Annotated in this window: 17 protein-coding genes; 5 read left to right on the forward strand and 12 right to left on the reverse strand. The window is 69.1% G+C overall.

Translation table 11 applies throughout. From position 1 onward, the window contains the following. The first annotated feature begins 150 nt into the window (after positions 1–150). Positions 151–1,530, forward strand: coding sequence for an adenylosuccinate lyase (purB, locus tag AACH00_RS13435; RefSeq protein ID WP_341399659.1), 1,380 nt, complete (start codon positions 151–153; stop codon positions 1,528–1,530). Here purB and AACH00_RS13440 read toward each other — a convergent pair. The 3 genes from AACH00_RS13440 to AACH00_RS13450 all read right to left on the reverse strand — a co-directional run bounded on the left by AACH00_RS13440 (position 1,514) and on the right by AACH00_RS13450 (position 5,513). Further along, positions 1,514–1,732 (reverse strand): hypothetical protein, encoded by a 219-nt coding sequence (locus AACH00_RS13440; RefSeq protein WP_341399660.1) that lies wholly within the window; start codon positions 1,730–1,732, stop codon positions 1,514–1,516. The genes purB and AACH00_RS13440 overlap by 17 nt on opposite strands. A gap of 122 nt (positions 1,733–1,854) precedes the next feature. Next, positions 1,855–4,938 carry a protein kinase domain-containing protein gene (locus AACH00_RS13445; protein WP_341399661.1) on the reverse strand — a complete coding sequence of 1,028 codons (3,084 nt, stop codon included), beginning with the start codon at positions 4,936–4,938 and terminating at the stop codon, positions 1,855–1,857. A gap of 2 nt (positions 4,939–4,940) precedes the next feature. Beyond that, on the reverse strand, positions 4,941–5,513 hold the full coding sequence (locus AACH00_RS13450; RefSeq protein WP_341399662.1) for an ECF-type sigma factor: 573 nt from the start codon (positions 5,511–5,513) through the stop codon (positions 4,941–4,943). 83 nt (positions 5,514–5,596) lie between these two features. Between AACH00_RS13450 and pyrF the strand changes: the two genes are divergently transcribed. Beyond that, a complete protein-coding gene (pyrF, locus tag AACH00_RS13455; RefSeq protein WP_341399663.1) occupies positions 5,597–6,415 on the forward strand; it encodes an orotidine-5'-phosphate decarboxylase in 819 nt (272 codons plus the stop codon). A gap of 179 nt (positions 6,416–6,594) precedes the next feature. Further along, positions 6,595–8,784 carry an ATP-binding protein gene (locus AACH00_RS13460; protein ID WP_341399664.1) on the forward strand — a complete coding sequence of 730 codons (2,190 nt, stop codon included), beginning with the start codon at positions 6,595–6,597 and terminating at the stop codon, positions 8,782–8,784. 7 nt (positions 8,785–8,791) lie between these two features. Here the strand turns inward: AACH00_RS13460 and AACH00_RS13465 are convergent, their stop codons facing one another. Both AACH00_RS13465 and AACH00_RS13470 read right to left on the reverse strand, forming a co-directional pair. Further along, on the reverse strand, positions 8,792–11,104 hold the full coding sequence (locus AACH00_RS13465; RefSeq protein WP_341399665.1) for a xanthine dehydrogenase family protein molybdopterin-binding subunit: 2,313 nt from the start codon (positions 11,102–11,104) through the stop codon (positions 8,792–8,794). Beyond that, the gene (locus AACH00_RS13470) at positions 11,101–11,574 is read right to left on the reverse strand and encodes a (2Fe-2S)-binding protein (protein ID WP_341399666.1); all 474 of its coding nucleotides are present in this window, start codon (positions 11,572–11,574) and stop codon (positions 11,101–11,103) included. Before AACH00_RS13470 ends, AACH00_RS13465 begins: the two co-directional genes overlap by 4 nt. Before the next feature lie 214 nt (positions 11,575–11,788). Here AACH00_RS13470 and AACH00_RS13475 point away from each other — a divergent pair, with 214 nt between their 5' ends. Then, positions 11,789–12,778 (forward strand): porin, encoded by a 990-nt coding sequence (locus tag AACH00_RS13475; protein ID WP_341399667.1) that lies wholly within the window; start codon positions 11,789–11,791, stop codon positions 12,776–12,778. Positions 12,779–12,810: 32 nt separating this feature from the next. On the opposite strand, the gene AACH00_RS13480 is transcribed toward AACH00_RS13475, so the two are convergent. From AACH00_RS13480 to AACH00_RS13495, 4 genes are all read right to left on the reverse strand, one after another. Further along, positions 12,811–13,590: a LytR/AlgR family response regulator transcription factor gene (locus tag AACH00_RS13480; protein WP_341399668.1), complete on the reverse strand. Its 780-nt coding sequence runs from the start codon at positions 13,588–13,590 to the stop codon at positions 12,811–12,813. Between the two features lie 5 nt (positions 13,591–13,595). Continuing rightward, positions 13,596–14,753 carry a sensor histidine kinase gene (locus AACH00_RS13485; RefSeq protein WP_341399669.1) on the reverse strand — a complete coding sequence of 386 codons (1,158 nt, stop codon included), beginning with the start codon at positions 14,751–14,753 and terminating at the stop codon, positions 13,596–13,598. Further along, positions 14,753–15,952 (reverse strand): sensor histidine kinase, encoded by a 1,200-nt coding sequence (locus AACH00_RS13490; protein WP_341399670.1) that lies wholly within the window; start codon positions 15,950–15,952, stop codon positions 14,753–14,755. Before AACH00_RS13490 ends, AACH00_RS13485 begins: the two co-directional genes overlap by 1 nt. A gap of 127 nt (positions 15,953–16,079) precedes the next feature. Further along, positions 16,080–16,841 (reverse strand): class II glutamine amidotransferase, encoded by a 762-nt coding sequence (locus tag AACH00_RS13495; protein WP_341399671.1) that lies wholly within the window; start codon positions 16,839–16,841, stop codon positions 16,080–16,082. Positions 16,842–17,007: 166 nt separating this feature from the next. Between AACH00_RS13495 and AACH00_RS13500 the strand changes: the two genes are divergently transcribed. Beyond that, positions 17,008–17,388 carry a hypothetical protein gene (locus AACH00_RS13500; protein WP_341399672.1) on the forward strand — a complete coding sequence of 127 codons (381 nt, stop codon included), beginning with the start codon at positions 17,008–17,010 and terminating at the stop codon, positions 17,386–17,388. A 37-nt stretch (positions 17,389–17,425) separates the two neighbouring features. Here AACH00_RS13500 and AACH00_RS13505 read toward each other — a convergent pair whose 3' ends face one another. From AACH00_RS13505 to AACH00_RS13515, 3 genes are all read right to left on the reverse strand, one after another. Beyond that, on the reverse strand, positions 17,426–18,706 hold the full coding sequence (locus AACH00_RS13505) for a solute carrier family 23 protein (RefSeq protein ID WP_341399673.1): 1,281 nt from the start codon (positions 18,704–18,706) through the stop codon (positions 17,426–17,428). Between the two features lie 80 nt (positions 18,707–18,786). After that, the gene (locus AACH00_RS13510; RefSeq protein WP_341399674.1) at positions 18,787–20,508 is read right to left on the reverse strand and encodes an ABC transporter ATP-binding protein; all 1,722 of its coding nucleotides are present in this window, start codon (positions 20,506–20,508) and stop codon (positions 18,787–18,789) included. A gap of 6 nt (positions 20,509–20,514) precedes the next feature. Then, the gene (locus tag AACH00_RS13515) at positions 20,515–21,552 is read right to left on the reverse strand and encodes an ABC transporter permease (RefSeq protein ID WP_423221932.1); all 1,038 of its coding nucleotides are present in this window, start codon (positions 21,550–21,552) and stop codon (positions 20,515–20,517) included. Positions 21,553–21,558 lie beyond the last annotated feature (6 nt).

Consider the following 21,558-nt stretch of genomic DNA (forward strand, 5'->3'; position numbering starts at 1 on the left):
TTGTCGAGGTCTTCCCTTGGGCTTTCATTCTAACGAAGGCCGTCGCAAGCAGCGTCGCAAGGGAAAGACAGCCTCTGAGGCGCTGAGCCTTAAAATAGGGGGCTTCCCGCAGCGCGATCCCCGCGCCGCGACCAGACCGTCTGCACGCCCATGAGCTTTTCCACCCTGATGGCCCTGTCCCCCCTCGACGGCCGTTACGCCGCCAAGGTGGCCGATCTGCGCCCGCTGTTGTCCGAATTCGGCCTGATGCACCGCCGTGTGCAGGTGGAGATCGAGTGGTTCATCGCCCTGTCTGACGCCGGCCTGGACGGCTTCGCCCCCCTGTCGGAGGCTGGCCGCACCCATCTGCGCTCGCTGATCACCGGCTTCGCGGAAGAAGATGCCGCCGCCATCAAGCACATCGAGAAGACCACCAACCACGACGTCAAGGCCGTGGAGTACTGGCTGAAGTCGAAGCTCGAAGGCCATGCCGAGCTGATCGCCGCCAGCGAATTCATCCACTTCGCCTGCACCAGCGAGGACATCAACAACACCAGCCATGCGCTGATGCTGCAGGCCGCGCGCCGTGACGTGCTGCTGCCGTCGCTCGACCGCATCATCGACACGCTGGTGGCCATGTCGCACCGTTTTGCCGATGTGCCGATGCTCTCGCGCACCCACGGCCAGACCGCCAGCCCGACCACCGTGGGCAAGGAAGTGGCCAACGTGGTCGCCCGCCTGAACACCTCGCGCCAGCGCATTGCCGCCGTGCCGCTGCTGGCCAAGATGAACGGCGCCGTGGGCAACTACAACGCCCACAGCCTGGCCTACCCCGACAAGGACTGGGAAAGCTTCTCGCGCAACGTGGTCGAAAACCACCTGGGCTTGACCTTCAACCCGTACACCATCCAGATCGAGCCCCATGACTACATGGCCGAGCTGTTTGACGCCGTCACCCGCACCAACACCATCCTGATCGACTTCTCGCGCGATGTGTGGGGCTACATCTCGCTGGGCTACTTCAAACAGAAGCTCAAGGACGGCGAAGTGGGCTCGTCGGCGATGCCGCACAAGGTCAACCCGATCGACTTCGAGAACGCCGAAGGCAACTTCGGCCTGGCCAACGCCCTGCTGGCCCACCTGAGCCAGAAGCTGCCGATCAGCCGCTGGCAGCGCGACCTGACCGACTCGACCGTGCTGCGCAACATGGGTGTGGCGCTGGGTTACGCCCTGCTGGGCTATGACTCGCTGTCACGCGGCCTGGGCAAGCTGGAAATCAATGTTGACGCACTGGCCGCCGACCTCGACGGCGCCTGGGAAGTGCTGGCCGAAGCCATCCAGACCGTGATGCGCCGCCACGCGCTGCCGCAGCCCTACGAGCAGCTCAAGGCCTTCACCCGCGGCAAGCCGATGACCCGCGAGATGATGCAGGGCTTCATCGCCAGCACCGACCTGCCGCAGACCGAAAAAGACCGCCTGCTGGCCATGACGCCGGGCAGCTACATCGGCCAGGCCATCGTGCTGGCCCAGGGCATCAGCGCCGTTCGCTGAGCGCCACCACCTGCGGGCTGTCATGGCTGGCCACATCGGCCAGTGACAGCCCGATGGACAACATCGCCACCGAGGCCACGGTGCTGACCGCCAGCACCCACAGCGGCGACAGGCGCGACAGGTGATCTTCCGGCTCCTGCGGGTAGTCCGCCGGGGCAGACGCTTGATCGTGCTGGTCGGCGTGGGTCAGGGGGTCAGGCATGGTCGACGTCCTTGTGACTTGTTGTGGCTGCAGGTGCCGCTGTCTGTACATACGGGCTGGCAGCGCAAAACCGGCCATGTGACATGGCAGATCGCGCCCTCCCCCAGCCACCGCAACGTTGATCAGCGCCCGCTCGGGCTGGCGCCCAGGTTCAACCCCGGATTCAACGCGACCCAGCGTTGCTGCCAGACCGGCCCCCAGCTGGCCAGGGACGGCACCAGCTGCGCGGCATTCGGAACGGCCGGCGGCATTCCCGGGTTCTGACACCGGGCATGCAAGGCTGATGCCAGCGCCATCGGCGGCGCCGTGGGTGGCACCGCCTGCAAGGCTGCCACCGCCTCCCCCGCCCACTGGCAGGCCTGGGGGCCGTGCCCCTGCCGCCAGGCCAGCTCGGCCGCCATCGAGGCGGCCTCACCCCGCTCCACCGTGCCGATTTCCGCGGCGGCTTCCGGGGTGATCAGCGCATGCGCCTGGGCGGCCAGTGCACTGGCCTGCACCAAATCCGTGCCTGACAGCAGGCGGGCCTGCGCAGCGCGCAGTGCCAGCCGAGCCTCGCCACGCAGGCGAACCACCGGGGTGGCTTCACGATTCGCCTCGTCCTCGACCTCGCGCCAGCGCTGCAGGGCGTCCTGTGCCGCAGCCAGGCCGGCAGGGCTGCGCACTTCGGCCACGGCCAGCGTCGCGCGGGCTTCGGCCAGTGCGCGCTCCACATGCCGGGCCTTGCCGATCTGGGCGGCTTCCGCCGTGGCCAGCGCCAGCCACTGCCGGGCCTGGGCGAGCTGCCCGCCTTGCGCCAGCACCGGCACGGCCAGGGCGCGCCAGAACGCACGCCAGCTGTCGGGGCGCTGGCCAACGCGGCGCGAGAGCATGTCCACGGCCGAGCCGTAGGCCGTCGCCGCCGCTGGATAGTCGCCGAACTGGCCCAGCGCGCCGGCAATTTCCACATCCAGCGACGGCAGGGTCGACATCTGGGTGGCCACCGGCGTGCGCATCGCGTCTTCGCGGGTCTGCTGCAGCAGCACCAGGGCGGCCTGCGGCTGGCCAGTGCGGCGCAGCGCCAGGCCCAGCCGGTAACCGGTCTGCAGGGTGTCGACGTGGGTGGCGCCCAGCCGGGCACGGCTGCGGGCGTGGATCTGGCGGTACAGGCCGACGGCCGCCTGGAAATGGCCGAGGCGCATTTCCACGTCTGCCAGACCGGCCTCGTGCTGGGTCAGGTCCAGCTCGGACAGGCTGGGGTCGGCGCGCATCAGCGCCAGCAGGCGCACATAGGTGTCGCGGGCAGCCTGCAGCTGGGTGCCGGAGGTGGTCAGCATGCGCGCCTGGCCAGCCACGGCTTCGGCCCGCAGCTGCGGCGGCATGCCCGGGCCGGAGAGCACCGCCTCGGCCCGCTGGAAGGCCTTGAGCGCCACGGCCCAGTCGCGCGATTCACTCTCGGCGCCGCGCGCCAGCATCAACCGCCCTTCGATATCCGCCGGCACGTTCGGCGTGCGGGCAAACAGCGCGCCGGCTTCCTCGAGGCTGGTGGCGGCAGCGGCCTCGTCATGGCCGATGCGCGCATTGGCCAGCAGCAGCAGCGCCTCGATCTGCGCGGCGGCATCGCCCGGCATGCGGCTGCGCACATGGGCCAGCAGCTCGCTCGCCATCTTCTCGCGCTGCTCGGGCGCATCGACGTCGCGGAACAGGCCGAGCAACAGTTTCATCACCTCGCGCTGCACTTCGGGGTCGGCCAGGGGCTGCTGCCGGAGTTGCTCGGCCGAGAGATCAAGCAGTTCACGCGCGCTCACCTCCCCGGCGCGAGACGGGTTGCCGCTCAGCCACGACACCGGGCGATACAGGTTTTGCAGGAAGTCGAGGGCCGCGCGAGCCCGCTGCGCCTCGCGCTCCGCCAGCCGGCTCTGGTGGATCGACAGCACGGTGCTGCCCACCAGCAGGGCGGCAATCACCGTGCCCAGCGAGGCGATCAGCCAGTGCCGGCGCAGCACGCGGCGCACCCGGGTGGCGAGGGAATCGGGGCGGGCCGCCACGGGCAGGCCATCCAGCCAGGCCCGCAGGTCGGCGCGGAAGGCGGCCGGCCCGCTGTAACGCGCCGCCGGTTGCTTGCGCAGCGCCATCAGCACGATGGCGTCGAGCTCGCCGCGCAGGCTGCCCGCCAGCCGGCGCGGGGTCAGCCCGAGGTGGCCGGCCACGGCCGGTGATTCATGCACCCGGCTGCTGGGGCGCGCGGGCTGGGTTTCGAGCACCGCCGTTTCGAGCTGGGCCGCGCTGCGGTGCTTGAGGCGGTACGGCTGCTGGCCGCACAGCAGCTCATACAGCACCACGCCGAGCGAATACACATCGCTGGCCGTGGTCAGCGGCTCACCGCGGATCTGCTCCGGGCTGGCGTAGTCGGGCGTCATGGCGCGGCCACCCAGCCGGGTGAGCTGGGTGTCCTCGCTCTGCCGGGTCTGCTCGTCCAGCAACTTCGCAATGCCGAAGTCGAGCAGCTTCACGCCGCCGTCGCGGGTGACCAGGATGTTGGACGGCTTCAAGTCACGGTGCAGCACCAGCGCGGCATGGGCATGCGCCACCGCATCGAGCACCTGCAGGAAGACCTCGACGCGTTCACGCAGGCCGAGCGCCTGCTGCTGGCACCAGACCTGCAAGGTTTCGCCCCGCACCCGCTCCATCGCCAGCCAGGGCAGGCCGTCATCGGTGACGCCGGCGTCATAGAGCTGGGCGATATGCGGGTGGGTCAGCCGCGCCAGGATGTCGCGTTCGCGGGCCAGCCGGGCTGCCAGGTCGTCGCGCCAGGGCAGGTGCAGCGGCAGCTTCAGGGCCACTTCGCGCACATAGGCGCCGTCCGCCCGCTCGGCCAGCCAGACCACCGACATGCCGCCCGTGCCCAGCAGCTCCACCAGCTGCCAGGGCCCCACGCGCTGCCCGGGCTGCAGGCCGTGGCCGCGGTCGGCCGCAGGCGGCGCCTGCAGGCTCGGCAGGTGGGCCAGGCGGTCGTCAGCTTCAGCTTGCCCGTGTGCGGCCAGCAGGCGCGCCAGCTCGGCGGCCAGGTCGGGCTCACGCTGGTGCCAATTGGCCAGCCAGTGGGCGCGTGCGGCCGCATCGGGCAGGTCCAGCGCTTCGTCCAGCAGCGCCGACAACCGCTGCCAGCGCGCCACGGCGGCGGCGTCTGGCCCGGTGGGTGGCGTGGGCTGCGGTGGCGTGGCGCTCATCGTCAGGGGGTGAGCTGGGCCAGCAGGTAGGCGCGGGCCTTGTCCCATTGCCGGCGCACGGTGCGCTCGGACTGCTCGGTCAGCTCGGCAATCTCGAGCTGGGTGTAACCGGCGAAGTACTGCATTTCCACCACCCGGGCGAGCGCGGGGTCGAGTTGTTCCAGGTCGCCCAGCGCGTCGTGCACCTTCAGCAGCCACACGTCGCCGCCGCCTTGCACCGGGTGGTCGCCGGGCAGCAGGTCATCGAGCGGCAGGTGCGGGGCACCACCGCCGCGGCTCTCGGCCTGGTGCTCACGCACCAGATCGACGATGACGTTGCGCATCACGGTGGCCGAGTAGGTGAAGAAGTGCCGGCGGTCGACGATGTTGAGTTCACGCGCCTTGGTGAAACGCAGGAAACTCTCGTGGACCAGCTCGGTGGTCGACAGCAGTGCCTGCCCGCCACCGGTGTAGAGCCGGGCATGGGCAATGCGGCGCAGCTCGGGGTAGAGCGTCGCAAACAGATGCTCGATGGCGCCCGCCTCGCCGGCGGTGGCGCGCTGCAGCCAAACCGTGAGTGAGGACACCTCGGTCACAACCACTTCCCTTCCGAAGGCAATGCCTGAAGCGGCGGAGCATACCTTGCCCGCTCTGCCCGCCTCCTCCGTAAAATGGAGGAATGAGCTTCAACCGTCTGCTGGCCGCGGCCACCCACCGCCACGAATCCCTGCTGTGTGTCGGTCTCGATCCGGAACCCTCGAAGTTCCCGGAGCACCTGCGCGGTGATCCGTCGAAGATCTTCGAGTTCTGCGCGCGCATCGTCGACAGCACCAAGGACCTGGTGAATTCGTTCAAGCCGCAGATCGCCTACTTCGCCGCGCACCGCGCCGAAGACCAGCTGGAAGAGCTGATGGCCTACATCCGCCGCGTGGCGCCGGATGTGCCGGTGGTGCTGGACGCCAAGCGCGGCGACATCGGCTCCACCGCCGAGCAGTACGCCCGGGAAGCCTTCGTGCGCTACCAGGCCGATGCCGTGACGCTGTCGCCCTACATGGGCTTCGACTCGATCGAGCCCTACCTGAAGTACGACGGCAAGGGCCTGATCCTGCTGTGCCGCACCTCCAACCCGGGCGGCAGCGACCTGCAGTTCCAGCAGCTGGCCAACGGCGAGCACCTGTATGAACACGTGGCCCGCCTGGCGGCCGGCGCCTGGAACCGCGACCAGCGCCTGGGCCTGGTGGTGGGCGCCACCTTCCCGAACGAGCTGGCCCGGGTGCGCGAGCTGGCCCCGACGCTGCCGCTGCTGATCCCGGGCGTGGGCGCCCAGGGTGGCGACGCCGCCGCCACCGTGCGGGCCGCCTGGCGGCCTGATGCGCCGATCATGGTGAACTCGTCGCGAGCCGTGCTGTATGCAGGCCAAGGCGAAGATTTCGCCAGCGCAGCACGCCAAGTGGCGCAGGCCACACGCCAGACGCTGCAATTGGCGCGCAAGGCGTAAAGCAGGTTGCAAGACTGCAAAGGGCGCATTCAGATGGTGCCAACCCCTTGTTTTTGGTCAGCTGGATGCAATCGGAAACAGGTTTAATCGCACCTGAACCTGATTGCATTCAAACTTGCGGGACGCGTCCCCGAACAGTCCCCGTGCCTCCGCCCGCTGTACCGCCCTCTTCGCACCGAATGCTGCTCACCGCCCTGGCGGGGGCCGGGCTGGCCGGTGGCGCGGCCGTGCTGCTGCCGCCCGAATGGCCGACCTGGCTGCGCTGGGCACTGGCCAGTGGCGCGGCCGGGGTTGGCATCGCAAGCCTGCTGACCTGGGCCCTGGCGCCGTGGCGAGAGGCGCTGGCTGACGCGGCCACTTCGGCTTCCGACGCGCACGCCAACCCCGCCGCAAGCCCCGCCCCTCAAGACCTGCCCCAGCCCGCGCCGGTGGTGGAGGTGGCCACGGGCCCGCAGAGTGCCGAGCAAGTCATGCAACGCTCGCAGGCGCTGCTGTCGCACCTGGTGGCCAACAGCCCGGACGTCATCACCCTGACCGACATGGACACCGGGCGCTACGTCATGGTGAACGAGAGCTTCACCCGCCTGAGCGGCTACACCGCCGCCGAGGCCATCGGCAGGACGGCGCTGGAGCTGTCCATCTGGTTTGACGAAAGCGACCGGCGGCGCGTGGTGTCGTTGCTGCAGTCCCAGGATTCGGTGCAGAGCCTGCCGGTGGTGTTTCAGTCGCGGGACGGGCGGGCGATCGACACGCTGATGTCGGCCGCCAAGTTCGAGATGAACGGCCAGAACTTCCTGGTGATCAGCTCGCGCGACGTCACGGCCGCCGAGCAGGCCCGGCTCGAGCGCGAAGCCATTCTTGAAAACGCCCTGATCGGTATCGCCCTGACGCGCGACCGCCGGTTCCAGATGGTCAATCCACGCATGGCGCAGATGCTGGGCTGGACGGTCGACGACCTTCGCGGCACCTCTACCCGGGTGATCTGGCCGAACGACGAGGACTATGCACAGATTGGCAGGCAGGTGGGCCAGGGCCTGAAGGCCGGGCAGCAGATCGAGGTGGAGCGGATGATCTGCCGGCGCGATGGCAGCCAGTTCCTGTGCCGCCTGCAGGCCAAGGCGCTCGACCCCAACCACCCGGGCCGCGGCAGCACGATCTGGATGGCCGAGGACATCACCGAGCGGCGCGCCGTGGAGCAGGCGCTGGCCCGCGCCAAGGACGAAGCCGAGGCCGCCAACCGCGCCAAGAGCACCTTCCTGGCCAATACCAGCCACGAGATCCGCACGCCGCTGAACGCCCTGCTCGGGCTGGCGCGCCTGGCCCGCCAGCCCGAGGTCGACCCGCTGCGTCGCCAGCAGTACATCGAGCAGATCAGCGACAGCGCCGAAACCCTCTCGGCCATCCTGACCGACATCCTGGATCTCTCGAAGATCGAGGCCGGCAAGATGCACCTCGACAGCGTGCCGTTTGATCTGCAGGCCCTGCTGAACAGCCTGCACCAGGCGTACGGCGCGCTCGGCGATACCAAGGGCCTGCAGATGAGCCTGGTGGTGAGCGACGACCTGCCGCGCCGGGTGCTGGGGGATCCGGTGCGCGTGCGACAGATCCTCAGCAACTTCCTGAACAACGCGCTGAAGTTCACCGAGGTCGGCCTGGTGCGCATCGGCGTGCAGGTGGAGCGCGAAGGCCTGGTGCGCTTTGACGTGATCGACACCGGCCCGGGCATCGACCCCGAGGTGCAGGCCCGCCTGTTCACGCCGTTCGTGCAGGCCGACAACTCCACCACCCGGCGGGTGGGCGGCACGGGCCTGGGCTTGTCGGTGTGCCGGCAACTGGCCACGCTGATGCAGGGCGAGGTTGGCGTGGTCAGCCTGCCCGGCCAGGGCAGCTGCTTCTGGGCGAGGCTGCCGCTGCCCTCGGCCGATGACCACCCGGAGGAGCAGGACTCCAGCGGCTTCGGCGTGGACCACCTGAGCGGGCGCCGCGTGCTGATGGTGGAAGACAACCCGGTCAACATGATGATCGCCGTGGCCATGCTGGAGCAGTGGGACATCGACGTGACGCAGGCGGTGGATGGCCGCAGCGCCCTAGATGCGGTCGACCGCGCGAAGCACGAAGGCCGGCCGTTTGACCTGGTGCTGATGGACGTGCAGATGCCCGACATGAGCGGCCACCAGACCACGCTGCAACTGCGCCAGCACTATTCGAAGCGCCAGCTGCCCATCATTGCGCTGACGGCCGCCGCGCTGGTGTCGGAGCGCGACCAGGCCCTGGCCGCCGGCATGAACGACTTCCTCACGAAGCCGATCGACGCACAGCGGCTGCGCCACACGCTGGTGCAGACGCTGCGCGACGCCGAAGCGGTCTGAGGCCGCGTCAGGCCAGCTTCAAGGGCAGGTTGCGCAAGCGCTGGCCCGTCAGCACGAACAAGGCATTGGCCAACGCAGGTGCCACCGGCGGCACCGCCGGCTCACCCATGCCCGTGGGCGCTTCGGTGGACGGCATCAGGTGCACCTGCACCACCGGCGTCTGCGCCATGGTCAGCAAAGGCTGGTCCGGGAAGTTGCTCTGCTGCACGGCGCCCTTGACGATGCTGATGCCGCCATAAAGCGCCGCCGTCAATCCGAACACCACGCTGCCCTCGACCTGCTGCGCCACGCCGTCGGGTTGCACCACGGTGCCGCAATCGACCGCGCACACCACGCGGTGCACCCACGGCTGGGGCGGTGCCTTGTCAGCGCCGGGTTCCACCGACACCTCCATCACCATCGCCACGATGCTGCCGAAGCTCTCATGCAAGGCCACGCCCCGCGCCCGGCCGGCGGGCAACGGCGTGTCCCAGCCGGCTTCGCTGGCGGCCTTCTTCAGCACCGCCGCGTGGCGGGGCTGATCGCCCAGCAGACCCAGGCGGAACGCCACCGGGTCGGCCTTGGCGGCATGGGCGAGTTCGTCGATGAAACCTTCGCTGAAAAACGCGTTGTGCGAATGGCCCACAGAGCGCCAGAACCCCACCGGCACACCGCTGCGCGTGGCCACATGGCGCATCGACTGGTTGGGCACGGCGTAAGGCAGGTCGAACAGGCCTTCGGCGGTGGTCTTGTCGGGCGTATCAACCGGGCCGGCCAGCCAGGGCGCGTTGCGCTCCATCCAGCGCGGGGTGATGGCGTCACCGGCGCTGTGGCTGCTGAGCGACAGCAAGCCACCGCGCGACGTGAGCCCGCCCCGCAGCACGGCCACACCGGCGGGCCGGTAGAAGTCGTGCTGGAAATCTTCCTCGCGAGACCACAGCAGTTGCACCGGGCGCCCGCCCGTTTCCAGCGCCGCGCGCACGGCCTGCGCCACCACGTCGGCGTCCAGACGGCGGCCAAAACCGCCGCCCAGCAGCGTCATGTGCACCGTGACCTTGTCTTCCGTCACGCCAGCCACGCGGGCAGCCACGGCCTTCGCGAAGGCCGGCACCTGCGTCGGCGCCCAGACATCGACCCGGCCGTCGGCCACGCGGGCGGTGCAGTTCATCGGCTCCATCGTGGCGTGGGCCAGGTAGGGCGCGGTGTAGACCGCATCCACCACCTGGGCCGCCTGGGCGAAACCGGCTGCCGTGTCGCCCAGGCTGTAGAAGTTGAAGCCTCCGCCTGTGGCTTGTGCCTGCGTGGCCTGTTGCTGCAGGTTGGCCAGGATGGCGGCCGAGTCCAGCGGCGCACCCGCCGGCCGGCCCTGCCATTCGATGTCCAGCGCCAGCGCGCCCTGGCGGGCATGCCAGCTGCTGCGGCCCACCACGGCCACGGCGTCGGTGGAGCCCACCGCCGAGCCCAGCCGCACCACGCGCTCCACGCCGGGGCGTTGCAGCACGGCATCCACATTCAGCAGGCGCTGCGGCGCCCCGCCCAGCACCGGGGCATGGCGCACGGCCGCAAACACCATGTCGGGCAGGCGCGTGTCGATGCCGAACATCGCCGTGCCGTTGGTCTTGGCCGGCACGTCCAGCCGCGGCTGGTTGCGGCCGATGCGCTTCCAGAGTTCGCGGCGCTTGGGCGCCACATCGCTGGCCGGCATGGCGGCGGCCTGGCGGGCCAGCTCACCAAAGTGCGCCTGCTGGCCCGAGGCATGGCGGATCACGCCGTCCTCAATCACCAGCTCATCCAGCGGCAGCTTCCACTGCAGCGAGGCCGCGCCCAGCAACTGGGCCCGCACCGTGGCCGCTGCCAGGCGCAGCACCGGCCAGCTGTCGGCCATCGTCGACGAGCCGCCGGTGACCACCAGGCCCAGCTCACGGGCCACCTTGCTCACCATCCACCGGCTGCCCTTGGCCAGCGTGGTTTCCTGGCCGGGCTCGGTGCTGCGCGGGTGCAGCGGCAGGCTCGACACCAGCATCGCCACATTGCCGTACAGGCTGTCGGACACGGCCGGAATCAGGCGCACCTTGGCGGGCGATACATCCAGCTCTTCGCCCACCAGCGTGGCCAGCGCACTGTGTGCGCCCTGGCCCATCTCGGCCCAGGGCATGGCCAGCAGCACCTGCCCGTCGGCCGCCACCTTCAGCCAGCCATTCAGGCCCACCTCGCCGTCCACCGGCGGCAAGGTGGACGCCTGCCCCAGCCGGCTGCGCGGCGGTGCCACGCTCCAGCCCACCAGCAGGGCGCCGGCACCGGCCAGGCCGGCCCACAACACGGTTCTGCGACGCACGCTCATGCCGCACCTCCGCGCAAGGCCTTGGCAGCCGTGTGGATGGCCGCGCGCACACGCGGATAGGTGCCGCAGCGGCACAGATTGGTGATGGCCGCGTCGATCTGCGCGTCCGTCGGGTTGGGGGTCTTGCGCAGCAAGGCATCGGCCGCCATCAGCATGCCGCTCTGGCAGTAGCCGCACTGCGGCACCTGGTGCTGTATCCAGGCGGTCTGCAGGGCGTGGGGACGGTCGGGTGCACCAAGGGCTTCAATCGTGCGCACCGATTTGCCCGCCACCGCACCAACAGGCGTCACGCAGGCACGCAGGGCCTGGCCGTCGACCTGCACGGTGCAGGCACCGCACGCTGCCACGCCGCAGCCAAATTTAGTGCCGGTGAGCGACAGCTCGTCGCGCAGCACCCAGAGCAAAGGCATCTCGGCCGGCACCTTGGCCGGGTCCAGGGCCATGGTCTGGCCGTTCACTTGCAGGTTCATCAGGCTCTCCAGAAGGCCGGGCATGTTTTCTGCTGGAAAACCCGCGGGGCCGTCACTCGATTGCGGCTCTGCAGCCGGACACACATCGGCGGCGAGTGTGGCAGAAATTACCTTTGCCCTGCTTGCCCCGGTGTGGACGTCGCACCCCAGAAAGGGCTCGCGTTTTCCCCCGGTCGGCTGCGCACACCCACCCACAGCGAAGGAGTCACTCGCGATGAAGAAAAGTCTGTTCCGCCCGGCCCGCACGGGCCTGGCCATGGCCCTGCTGGCTGGCGTTGCGGCCACCAGCCACGCACAGTCCTCGGTCCAGTTGTACGGTTTGATGGACGCGTCCGCCGGCCGTTTCCAGGCCGCCGGTGCCGCCAGCAGCAATGCAGTGTCCAGCGGCAACATGACGACCAGCTACATCGGCTTCAAGGGCACGGAAGACCTGGGTGGCGGCCTGAGCGCCAAGTTCGCAGCCGAGCACTTCATGCGCCTGGACACCGGCGAAGCCGGCCGCTTCAACGGCGACGCCTTCTGGGCCCGCAACGCCTACGTCGGCCTGACCAGCACCAGCCTGGGCAGCGTCACGCTGGGCCGCAACACCACGTCGATGTTCGTCTCGACGCTGCTGTTCAATGCCTTCGGCGATTCCTTCGGCTTCTCGCCGAGCATCCGCCACTGGTTCACCGCCGGCACCCTCACGGGTGACTCGGGCTGGAGCGATTCGGTCTCGTACACCACGCCGAGCATGAGCGGCCTGACCGGCCAGCTGCAGGTGGCCGGCGGCGAAGGCAATGGCGGCCGCAATGTCGGCGGCAACGTGCTGTATTTCAGCGGCAAGTTCGCGGCCACGCTGGCGGCCCAGAACGTGAAGAAGGGCGCCACGGTGGCGGACACCACCGCCTGGCAGCTGGGCGCGTCATATGACCTGGGCTGGGCCAAGCTGTTCGGCCAGGGCGGTCAGGTCGACAACAAGACCACCGACGTGACCTACAAGCTGGTGGAAGCCGGTGTCTCGGTGCCGATGGGCGCCGGCAAGTGGATGGCCCAGGGCGGCTACCTGAAGCCGGAAACCGGGAAGAAGCGCGCCACGCTGAGCCTGGGCTACAGCCACAACCTGTCGAAGCGCACCGAGCTGTATTCGGTGTACATGTTCGACAAGGCCGCGGCCCTGACCAATGGCAATACCTACGCCGTGGGCGTGCGTCACAAGTTCTGACGCTCAAGCCCGCCAGCGCCGGTTCAGGGGCCTCACTGGCCCTTGAACTGGCCCTGGAAATGGCGTGACACCGGCAGCTTCTCGGGGCGGCCGCGCAGCGTCAGCACCATCGTGCCTTCGTCCACCCGCACCGCGCTGGCGATGTGCCGGTGGTTGACGATGACAGAGCGGTGCACCTGCCAGAAGGTCTGCGGATCGAGCTGTGCGAGCAGCTCCTTCAGCGGCGTGCGGATCAGCGCCTCGCCCGCCACGCCGCCGTCTTCATGGACGACCCGCGTGTAGCGCGCGTCGCTCTCGAAAAACACCACGCTGTCGACCGGGATCAGCCGCACTTCCTTGCCCACGCTGGCCTGGATGACGGTGGGCCGGGCGGGTGCGCGCAGCTGCTGGCCGAGCTGACTCAGCAAGGCGCTCAGGTCGGGCGCCGCGGGCTGACCCAGGCGGGCCTGCAGGCGCTCGATGGTCTGCCGCAGCCGGGTGTCGTCGACCGGCTTCATCACGTAGTCCACCGCACCGGCATCAAAGGCAGCCAGCGCATGGTCGCCGTAGGCCGTGACGAAGACCACCGGCACCTGACCGTCGATGCGGCGCGCCACGTCGATGCCCGACAGGCCCGGCATGCGGATGTCGAGGAAACACACCTGCGGCTCATGTTCCAGGAAGGCGTCCCAGGCGTCGACGCCATTGGCGGCTTCGGCCACGATCTGCAGCTCGGGCCAGCAGCGCTGCAGCGCGGCGCGCAACTGGGCGCGTGGCGCTTCCTCGTCGTCGGCGATCAGGGCGGTCACGGGAGTGGCGGGGGTGGTGCTCATGGGGGTCAGGCGGGGGTGGCTGAAACACCCGCTGGCAAGGCCGAGGCGGGCAATTCGATGCGGGCTTCACAACCGCCGGTGGCGGCCGGGCCCAGGCGCAGCTGCGCCAGCGGGCCGAAGGCCTGAGCCAGGCGGGTGCGGGTGTTGCGCAGGCCGAGGTGGGGGCTGGGGTTGAAGGCGACATTCAATTCGCCCTCGTTCGCCGCCGTCGCGGCAGCCAGACCCGCGGGCAAGCCCGGTCCGTTGTCGGCCACCACGATGTGCAGCGAGCCGTCGGGCTGGCGCCGTGTGGCCACCAGCACCTCGCCGTCGCGCAGCCGGGCCTGCACGCCATGCTCCACGGCGTTTTCCACCAGCGTCAGCAGCAGGCCGGGCGGCAGGGCCACGGCGTCGAGGGCGGGGTCGATCTGGAAACGGGCCTGCAGCCGCTCGTCACCCAAGCGCAGCTGCATCACGGCCAGATAGCGGCGGACGGCTTCGAGCTCATCGGCCAGGCGCAGCTGGCGGTGCTCGAACAGCGGCAGCGTGGCGCGCAGGTAGCCGGTCAGTGCGTCCAGCAGGCCAGCCGCGCGGGCATCGCCCGTGGCCACCCAGTGCTGCACCGAGGCCAGCGTGTTGAACAGGAAGTGCGGCTGGATCTGCGCGCTGCCGAGCTGTCGGGCCATCTCGATGGCCCTGTCACGCTCGTCGAGTTCGGCCAGCCGCATCACCACGTACTGGTGGCGGTGCACGATGGTGAACCACAAGGCCATCGAGGCCAGGCCGAGCAGGATGCCGACGATCAGGCCGGACATCATGTCGCCGCTCACCACCCGGTGCCAGGCGTGGTCGCGCAGCGCGCCCGTGAGGGCGAAGGTCAGCCCTTGAACAGCGGGCAAGCCGTAGTAGGCCCAGCGGCCGGCGCGGCAGCCCGGGTCTCGCCAGACGGCCCACAGCCCCATCAGGATGACGGACAGATGCAGAACGACGAACGCCACCACGGCCATCGGCAGGTTCATCGGCAGGAAGACGCCGAGGATGCCGCCCACCAGCAGCAGGTTGAACAGCACCGCCACCACCACCGACGCCGAGGGTGGGTCAGGAATGGCGCGGGCCAGCTCGGCCGGTGTGAAGCGGCGCTTCGGCAGCAGCATGAAGATGAGGTGCCAGTCGAGTGTGCGCATCACGGTGTCTCCAGGGCCAGGGACCATTGCGCGCGGGCCTCGGTGCGGCCATCGGCCAGCGCCGCGAGGGTGAGTTGCGCAGTGGCGCCATGCAGTCGCGTCAGGCGCTCGCGGCAGTTGTGCAGGCCCACGCCGGTGGCCTGCTGCGCTGCGGCAGCATCCAGCGGCTGGCCGCTGTTGATCACGCTCAGCCAGGCGGTGTTTGCGGCGCTGCCCGCCGTCATGCCAGCCGTCACGACGAGTTCTCCGCCATGCAAGGCCGGCGAAATGCCGTGCTCCAGCGCGTTCTCCACCAGCGTCAGCAGCAGGCCGGGCGGCACCAGCAGCGCATTGGCCGCGGCCGGCAGGTCGATGTGCGTCTGCAGCCGCTCACCCAACCTCGCCTGCTGGATGCGCAGGTAGTCGTGCAGCATCGCCGCCTCTTCTGCCAGCGTGATGTGCTCACGGGTCATCAGGTCGGTGGAGGCGCGCAGGAAACCAGTCAGGGCGCGCAGCAGCCCGGGGGCGCGGGCATCGCCGGTGTCCACCCAATGCTGCAGGGCGGCCAGCGTGTTGAAGATGAAGTGCGGCCGGATCTGGGCCTGCAGCAGGCTCAGCCGGGCCTCGGCCGCAGCGCGGGCGGCCTGGTCGCGCTCACGCACCAGTTGCAGCCGGTCGACCTCAGTCTGCAGCACCTTGCGGCGCGCGCTGGACAGCAGCCACACATAGAGCACCGTCATCAGCCCCAGCATCAGCTGGAAGGGCGTGGCGGCCCAGATCAGCGGCAGCCACTCCTGCGGCTCAGGCCAGCTGGAGGCCTGCTCGCCCTGCCGGCGCTGCCACACATAGGCCAGCGTGCTGGCGTAGGTGGCCAGCACCATGAACGCGGCCACTCGCGCCAAGCGGCGGCCGGTGTAGCGCTCGGGCTCGCGCCAGGCGCGCAAGGTCATCAGCACCAGCGCCGCGCCATAAAACGCCGTGATCAGCAGGGCTGCCAGCCAACTCGCCCCGGAAGCACGCAGGCCCGACGCCATGCCCACCAGTCCCCCGGCCAGTCCCACCCAGATGCCGAGGCCCTGGCGGCTCAGCAACACGGCGTCCAGCAGCTGGGCGCGTTGCCGCTGCTCGGTTGGCCAGCCGGTGCGTCGCTGGTCGGCCCAGGCCAGCAGGCGCGCCCGCAATGCGGCGGCCTGGGTGGATGGGACGGGCGAATCAGTCATGGCGCGATTGTGCAGAGCGTCGCAGCCAGCCCGCCCACCTCGCGGGCGAACAGCGGAACGGGGTGCACGAATGGCGGAAGCGCTGCGTGAATGGCGGGCCGCGGCAGTGCGGGCACGCCCGGCCCGCTCACACCGCGGCGCGGCCCGTGCCGGCCTCGAACACCCGCAGCTCTCCGGGCTCGAAGGCGGTCCAGGGCTCGTCGGTGGTGAGCGGCTCGGTGGCGATGAGCGCGACGCGGTCGTTCGGCGTGGTGACGCTGGCGAAATCGACCCGCATGTCCTCGTCCTTCAGCGCCACGGGCTGGAAGGGGTGCCTGCGCTCCAGCCAGTGCAGGCGGGTGGAGGCATGCGCCCACAGCGCCTGGCCGTTCGACAGCAGCATGTTGAACGTGCCGTGGCGGTGCAACTGCGGCATCAGCTCGGCCAGCGTGCGCGAGAGCTCATCCACGTCCGGCACACCGGCATGGGCCTTGGCCATCTCCTGCATCAACCAGCAGAAGGCGCGTTCGCTGTCAGTGTCGCCCACCGGCTTGAAGGCCGCATGCAGACGCGGGTTGAAATCCACCAGATTGCCGTTGTGGGCGAACACCCAGTAGCGGCCCCAGAGCTCGCGCTGGAACGGATGGGTGTTCTCCAGCGACACCACGCCTTGCGTGGCCTTGCGGATGTGGGCGATGACGTGTTCGCTGCGGATGGGCCAGGTCTTCACCAGCTGGGCCACGGGCGAAACCCGGGCGCTCTGGTGATCCACGAACAGGCGCACGCCGCGGCCCTCGAAGAAGCCGACGCCAAAGCCGTCCTTGTGCTCGTCCGCACGCGTGGCCAGCCCGGTGAAGCTGAACATCACATCGGTGGGCGTGTTGGCATTCATGCCCAGCAGCTGACACATGGAAAAAGGGCTCCGCTCAGGTGATTCGGCAGCCCGCTGGCTGCTGCGGGGCATTGTAGGCAGCGGCGCCACTGGCCGGCCGCTGCCGCACAGGGCTTGATGCGCATCAACGACCGCAATGCCGCACAGGCAGACGATGTCCCCATCAACCCACCAAGGAGAAGCGATGTCCCTGTTTCACGCCGTTGTCTGGATGGACCATCAACAAGCGCAGGTGCTGCAGTTCGACGCCGAGTCGGTGCAGGCGCAGCGCGTCAAGGCACACAGCCACCACCCGCGCCACCACGGCACCGATACCCGCGCGCTGCACGTGTTCTTCGAGCAGCTCGTCGGTGCGCTGAATGGTGTGCAGGAGGTCTTGCTGGTCGGCCCGGCGGGCGCACCGGAAGAATTCAAGACCTGGGTGGCGCATCACCAGGCGGCGTTGTTGCCGCGCCTGGTGGGCACCGAGCCGGCCGATCACCCGACCGAAGCCCAGCTGGTGGCGCTGGCGCGGCGCTACTTTCTCAAGTACGACCGGATGGCCGGCACGCCCACGCCGATGTGAGGAGCGGGCCGGCCCATGCGAGCCGGCCCGAGGCCCCTCAGGCCTTCTTGCGCAGCAGCAGGTGCAGCAGCACGGCGCCGAAGGTGGCGCAGCCGATGCCGCCCAGCGCGAAGCCACCGAACTTCAGCGTGAAGTCGCCCGTGCCCAGCACCAGGGTGATGGCGGCGATCAGCAGGTTGCGGTTCTCGCTGAAGTCGACCTTGTTGTCGACCCAGATCTTGGCGCCGGCCACGGCGATCAGGCCGAACACGACGATCGACACGCCGCCCATCACGGCCAGCGGAATCGTCTGGATCAGCGCGCCGAACTTCGGCGAGAAGCCCAGCACCACGGCGATCAGCGCAGCCACCACGAACATCGCGGTGGAGTAGATCTTGGTGGCTGCCATCACGCCGATGTTCTCGGCGTAGGTGGTCACGCCCGTGCCGCCGGCAGCGCCCGAGACCATCGTCGCCACGCCGTCGCCCAGGAAGGCGCGGCCCATGTAGCCGTCGAGGTTCTGGCCGGTCATGGCGCTCACGGCCTTCACGTGGCCGAGGTTTTCAGCGACCAGGATGATGGCCACCGGGGCGATCAGCAGCATGGCGTTCACGTCGAACACCGGGCTGGCAAACGCCGGTGCGCCGAACCAGGCCGCGTTGGCGATGCCGCTCAGGTCGATCGGCTTGCCCAGGCCCAGGCCGTTGGTCAGCACCGCGTAGATCACGGTGGCCATGATCAGGCCCACCAGGATCAGCAGGCGCTGCAGCATGCCGCTGGTGCGCACCGCCACCAGGCCGACGCTGACGAAGGTGATGACCTGCATCCACTTGTCGAAGTCGGTCGGAGCCATGTTCTTGATCGGCACGCCCGCCAGGTTCAGGCCGATCACGGCCACCACGGCGCCGGTGACGACCGGCGGCATCAGCGACTCGATCCACTTGGTGCCGATGACCTGCACCAGCAGGCCGATCAGCGCATACACGGCACCGCAGGCGATGATGCCGCCGAGTGCCACGCCGATGTTGGCATTGGGGCCGGAGCCGCCGTAGCCGCTGGCGGCGATCACCACGCCGATGAAGGCGAAGCTCGAGCCCAGGTAGCTCGGCACGCGGCCGCCCACCAGGGCGAAGAAGATCAAGGTGCCGACACCCGACATCAGGATCGCCACGTTCGGGTTGAAGCCCATCAGCAGCGGGGCCAGCACGGTGGCGCCGAACATCGCGATGACGTGCTGCACGCCCATCGCTGCGGTTTGCGGCCACGACAGGCGCTCGTCGGGGGCCACGACGCGGCCGGGCTCGGCCGCCACTTCACGCCATTTCGGGAACAGGCTCATGGTTGTTGTCTCCTCGGGAAAAACTCGAAAAAAGGCCCCGGCACAGCGAGCGCTGCACCGGGGCCTGCAGAGGGGCAGCGTCAGGCGGCAGCGCTTGCAGCAGGTTGCCAGCCGCGGGGCACGGCACCGATCAGGCGCTTGGTGTAGGCCTGCTTGGGCGCATGAAGAATCTCTTCCACGCCGGCTTGCTCCACCACCTCGCCGTCCTTCATCACCAGCACTTCATCGGAGATGAAGCGCACCACCGCCAGGTCATGGCTGATGAAGATGTAGGACAGGCCAAGCTCGTCCTGCAGGTCCTTCAGCAGGTTCAGCACCTGCGCCTGCACCGACACGTCGAGCGCGCTGACCGACTCGTCCAGCACCAGCACTTCGGGGTTCAGGGTCAGGCAGCGGGCAATCGCCACGCGCTGACGCTGGCCGCCCGAGAACTCGTGCGGGTACTTGCCGAACGCGCGGTCGTCCAGGCCCACCTTCACCAGCAGCTCGCGGGCGCGCTGTTCGCGCTCGGTGTCGTCTTGGCCAATGTTGTGGATGCGCATGGGCTCGATCAGCGCCTGGCCGATCGTGAAGCGCGGGTTCAGCGACGCATACGGGTTCTGGAAGACGATCTGGATGCGGCGGCGCATCGCCTGGCGCTCGGCCGGGCTGAGCTTGAGCAGGTTCTTGCCGTCGAACAGCACTTCGCCAGCGGTCGGCTCATGCAGGCGCAGCAGCGTCAGGCCCATCGTCGTCTTGCCGGAGCCGGATTCGCCCACCACGCCCAGCGTGTAGCCCTTGCGCAGCTTGAAGTTCACGTCGCGCACGGCCTTGAACTCGCGCTGGCCGAACAGGCCCTGCTTGATGAAGAAGCTCTTGGCGAGCGACTTCACTTCCAGCACCACGGGGGCGTCGGGGTCCTTGGCCTTGACGTCGGTGCGCGCCTGGCGGCCTTCGATGTGATCGTCGATCACCATCAGCCGGGCCGGGTTGTTCTCCAGGCTCGGGCGGCAGGCCAGCAGGGCGCGGGTGTACGGGTCTTTCGGGGCGCTGAACATGTCACCGGTCGGGCCGGCTTCACGGATGGTGCCATGGCGCATCACCACCACCTGGTCGGCGATTTCACCCACCAGGCCCAGGTCATGGCTGATGAACAGCACCGACAGGCCCAGGCGCTGCTTCAGGCTGGCCAGCAGCTCGATGATCTGGCGCTGGATGGTCACGTCGAGCGCCGTGGTCGGCTCATCGGCGATCAGCAGCTTGGGCTCGCAGGTCAGCGCCATGGCGATCATGACGCGCTGCTGCTGGCCACCCGACAACTCGTGCGGGTAGGCCTTCATGCGGCGCGCCGGCTCCGGAATGCCAACCTCGTTCAGCAGGGCTTCGGCACGGGCGAATGCCGCCTTGCGCGACAGGCCCATGTGGGTGATCAGCGGCTCGGCGAGCTGCTGGCCCACGGTGAACACCGGGTTGAGCGAGGACATCGGGTCTTGAAAGACGCATGCGATGTCGCGGCCACGCATGGCCCGCAATTCCGCCTTGCTCAGGCCGATCATGTCGCGGCCGTTCCAGAGGATCTGGCCGCTGCGCTCGGCGTTGTCGGGCAGCAGGTTCACGATCGACATGGCCGTGACGCTCTTGCCCGAGCCCGATTCGCCCACCAGGGCCACCGTGCTGTTGGCGGGGATGTCGAAGCTGACGCTGTCTGCGCCGCGGCCGACCGCTTCCGCGCGCTGCACGACACCGTTGACGGTGCCCATGCGGAACGCGACCTTCAGATTGCGGATGCTCAGCAGCATGCCCGCCTTGTCTTGGGAATTCATGGTGCTTTACTCCAGGCCGCGCAGTTTCGGGTCGAGCGCGTCACGCCAGGCGTCAGCCATCAGCGAGAACGCGGTCACAAACACCGCCATGAAGGCGGTTGCAGCGGCGAGCTGCCACCAGTGGCCCAGGATCAGTTCAGCCTGCGCTTCGGCCAGCATCGTGCCCCAGCTCACCTGGTCGACCGGCACGCCCAGGCCCAGGTACGACAGGATCACTTCGCTCTTGATGAAGCCCACCACCATCAGCGACATGCGCACCAGGATGACGTGGCTGATGTTCGGCAGGATGTGCAGGAACATGCGCGACGAGGCCGAGGCACCGATCGCTTCAGCGGCACGCACGTATTCACGCGCGCTGTGCTTCATGAACTCGGCACGCACCTGGCGATACAGGCTGGTCCAGCCGACCAGGCCCAGGATCATCACCACCGTGCCGATGCCCCGGCCGAACACTGCCGCGAAGGCGAAGATCAGCAGGATGTCGGGGATGGCGGTGAAGACGTTGTAGAGCCACTCCAGGAAGTCGCCGACCTTGCCGCCGAAGAAGCCGGCCAGCGCACCCAGCACCGTGCCGATCAGCGTGGCCACCAAGGCCGCGAGCACACCCACGAACACCGAGATCTCGGTGCCCTTGATGGCCTTGTCGAGCACGTCGCGGCCCATGCGGTCAGCGCCCAGCGGCAGCGTCTGCGCCTTGGGCACTTCGGTGGTCTTGTAGGCCTTGGCCTTCTCGGCCCATTCGGCGTAACGCGGCGCCAGCGGGTCCACGCTGGTCAGGTCCACGTTCGGGCCGGTGGTGGCGTCTGCCGGGCCGCTGGCCTCGGCGGCTGCGGGGCCCATGAAGGTCGGCGGGGCATTCGCCACGCCCACTTCGGCCTGCCAGTTCTTGGCCACCAGGCCCAGCGCTGCCAGCGCGATGACGGATAGGAAGCCCGCCACGACGATCATCGACACCAGGCCGACGCGGTCGCGCTTGAAGCGGCGCCACGCGGCCTGCCAGACCCCTTCGGACCGCTCAATCTTGGCGGCCGGTACTGCATTCATCACTGC

The organism is Ideonella margarita, assembly GCF_038066635.1.
GTDB classification, from domain to species: Bacteria; Pseudomonadota; Gammaproteobacteria; order Burkholderiales; family Burkholderiaceae_C; genus Ideonella; species Ideonella margarita.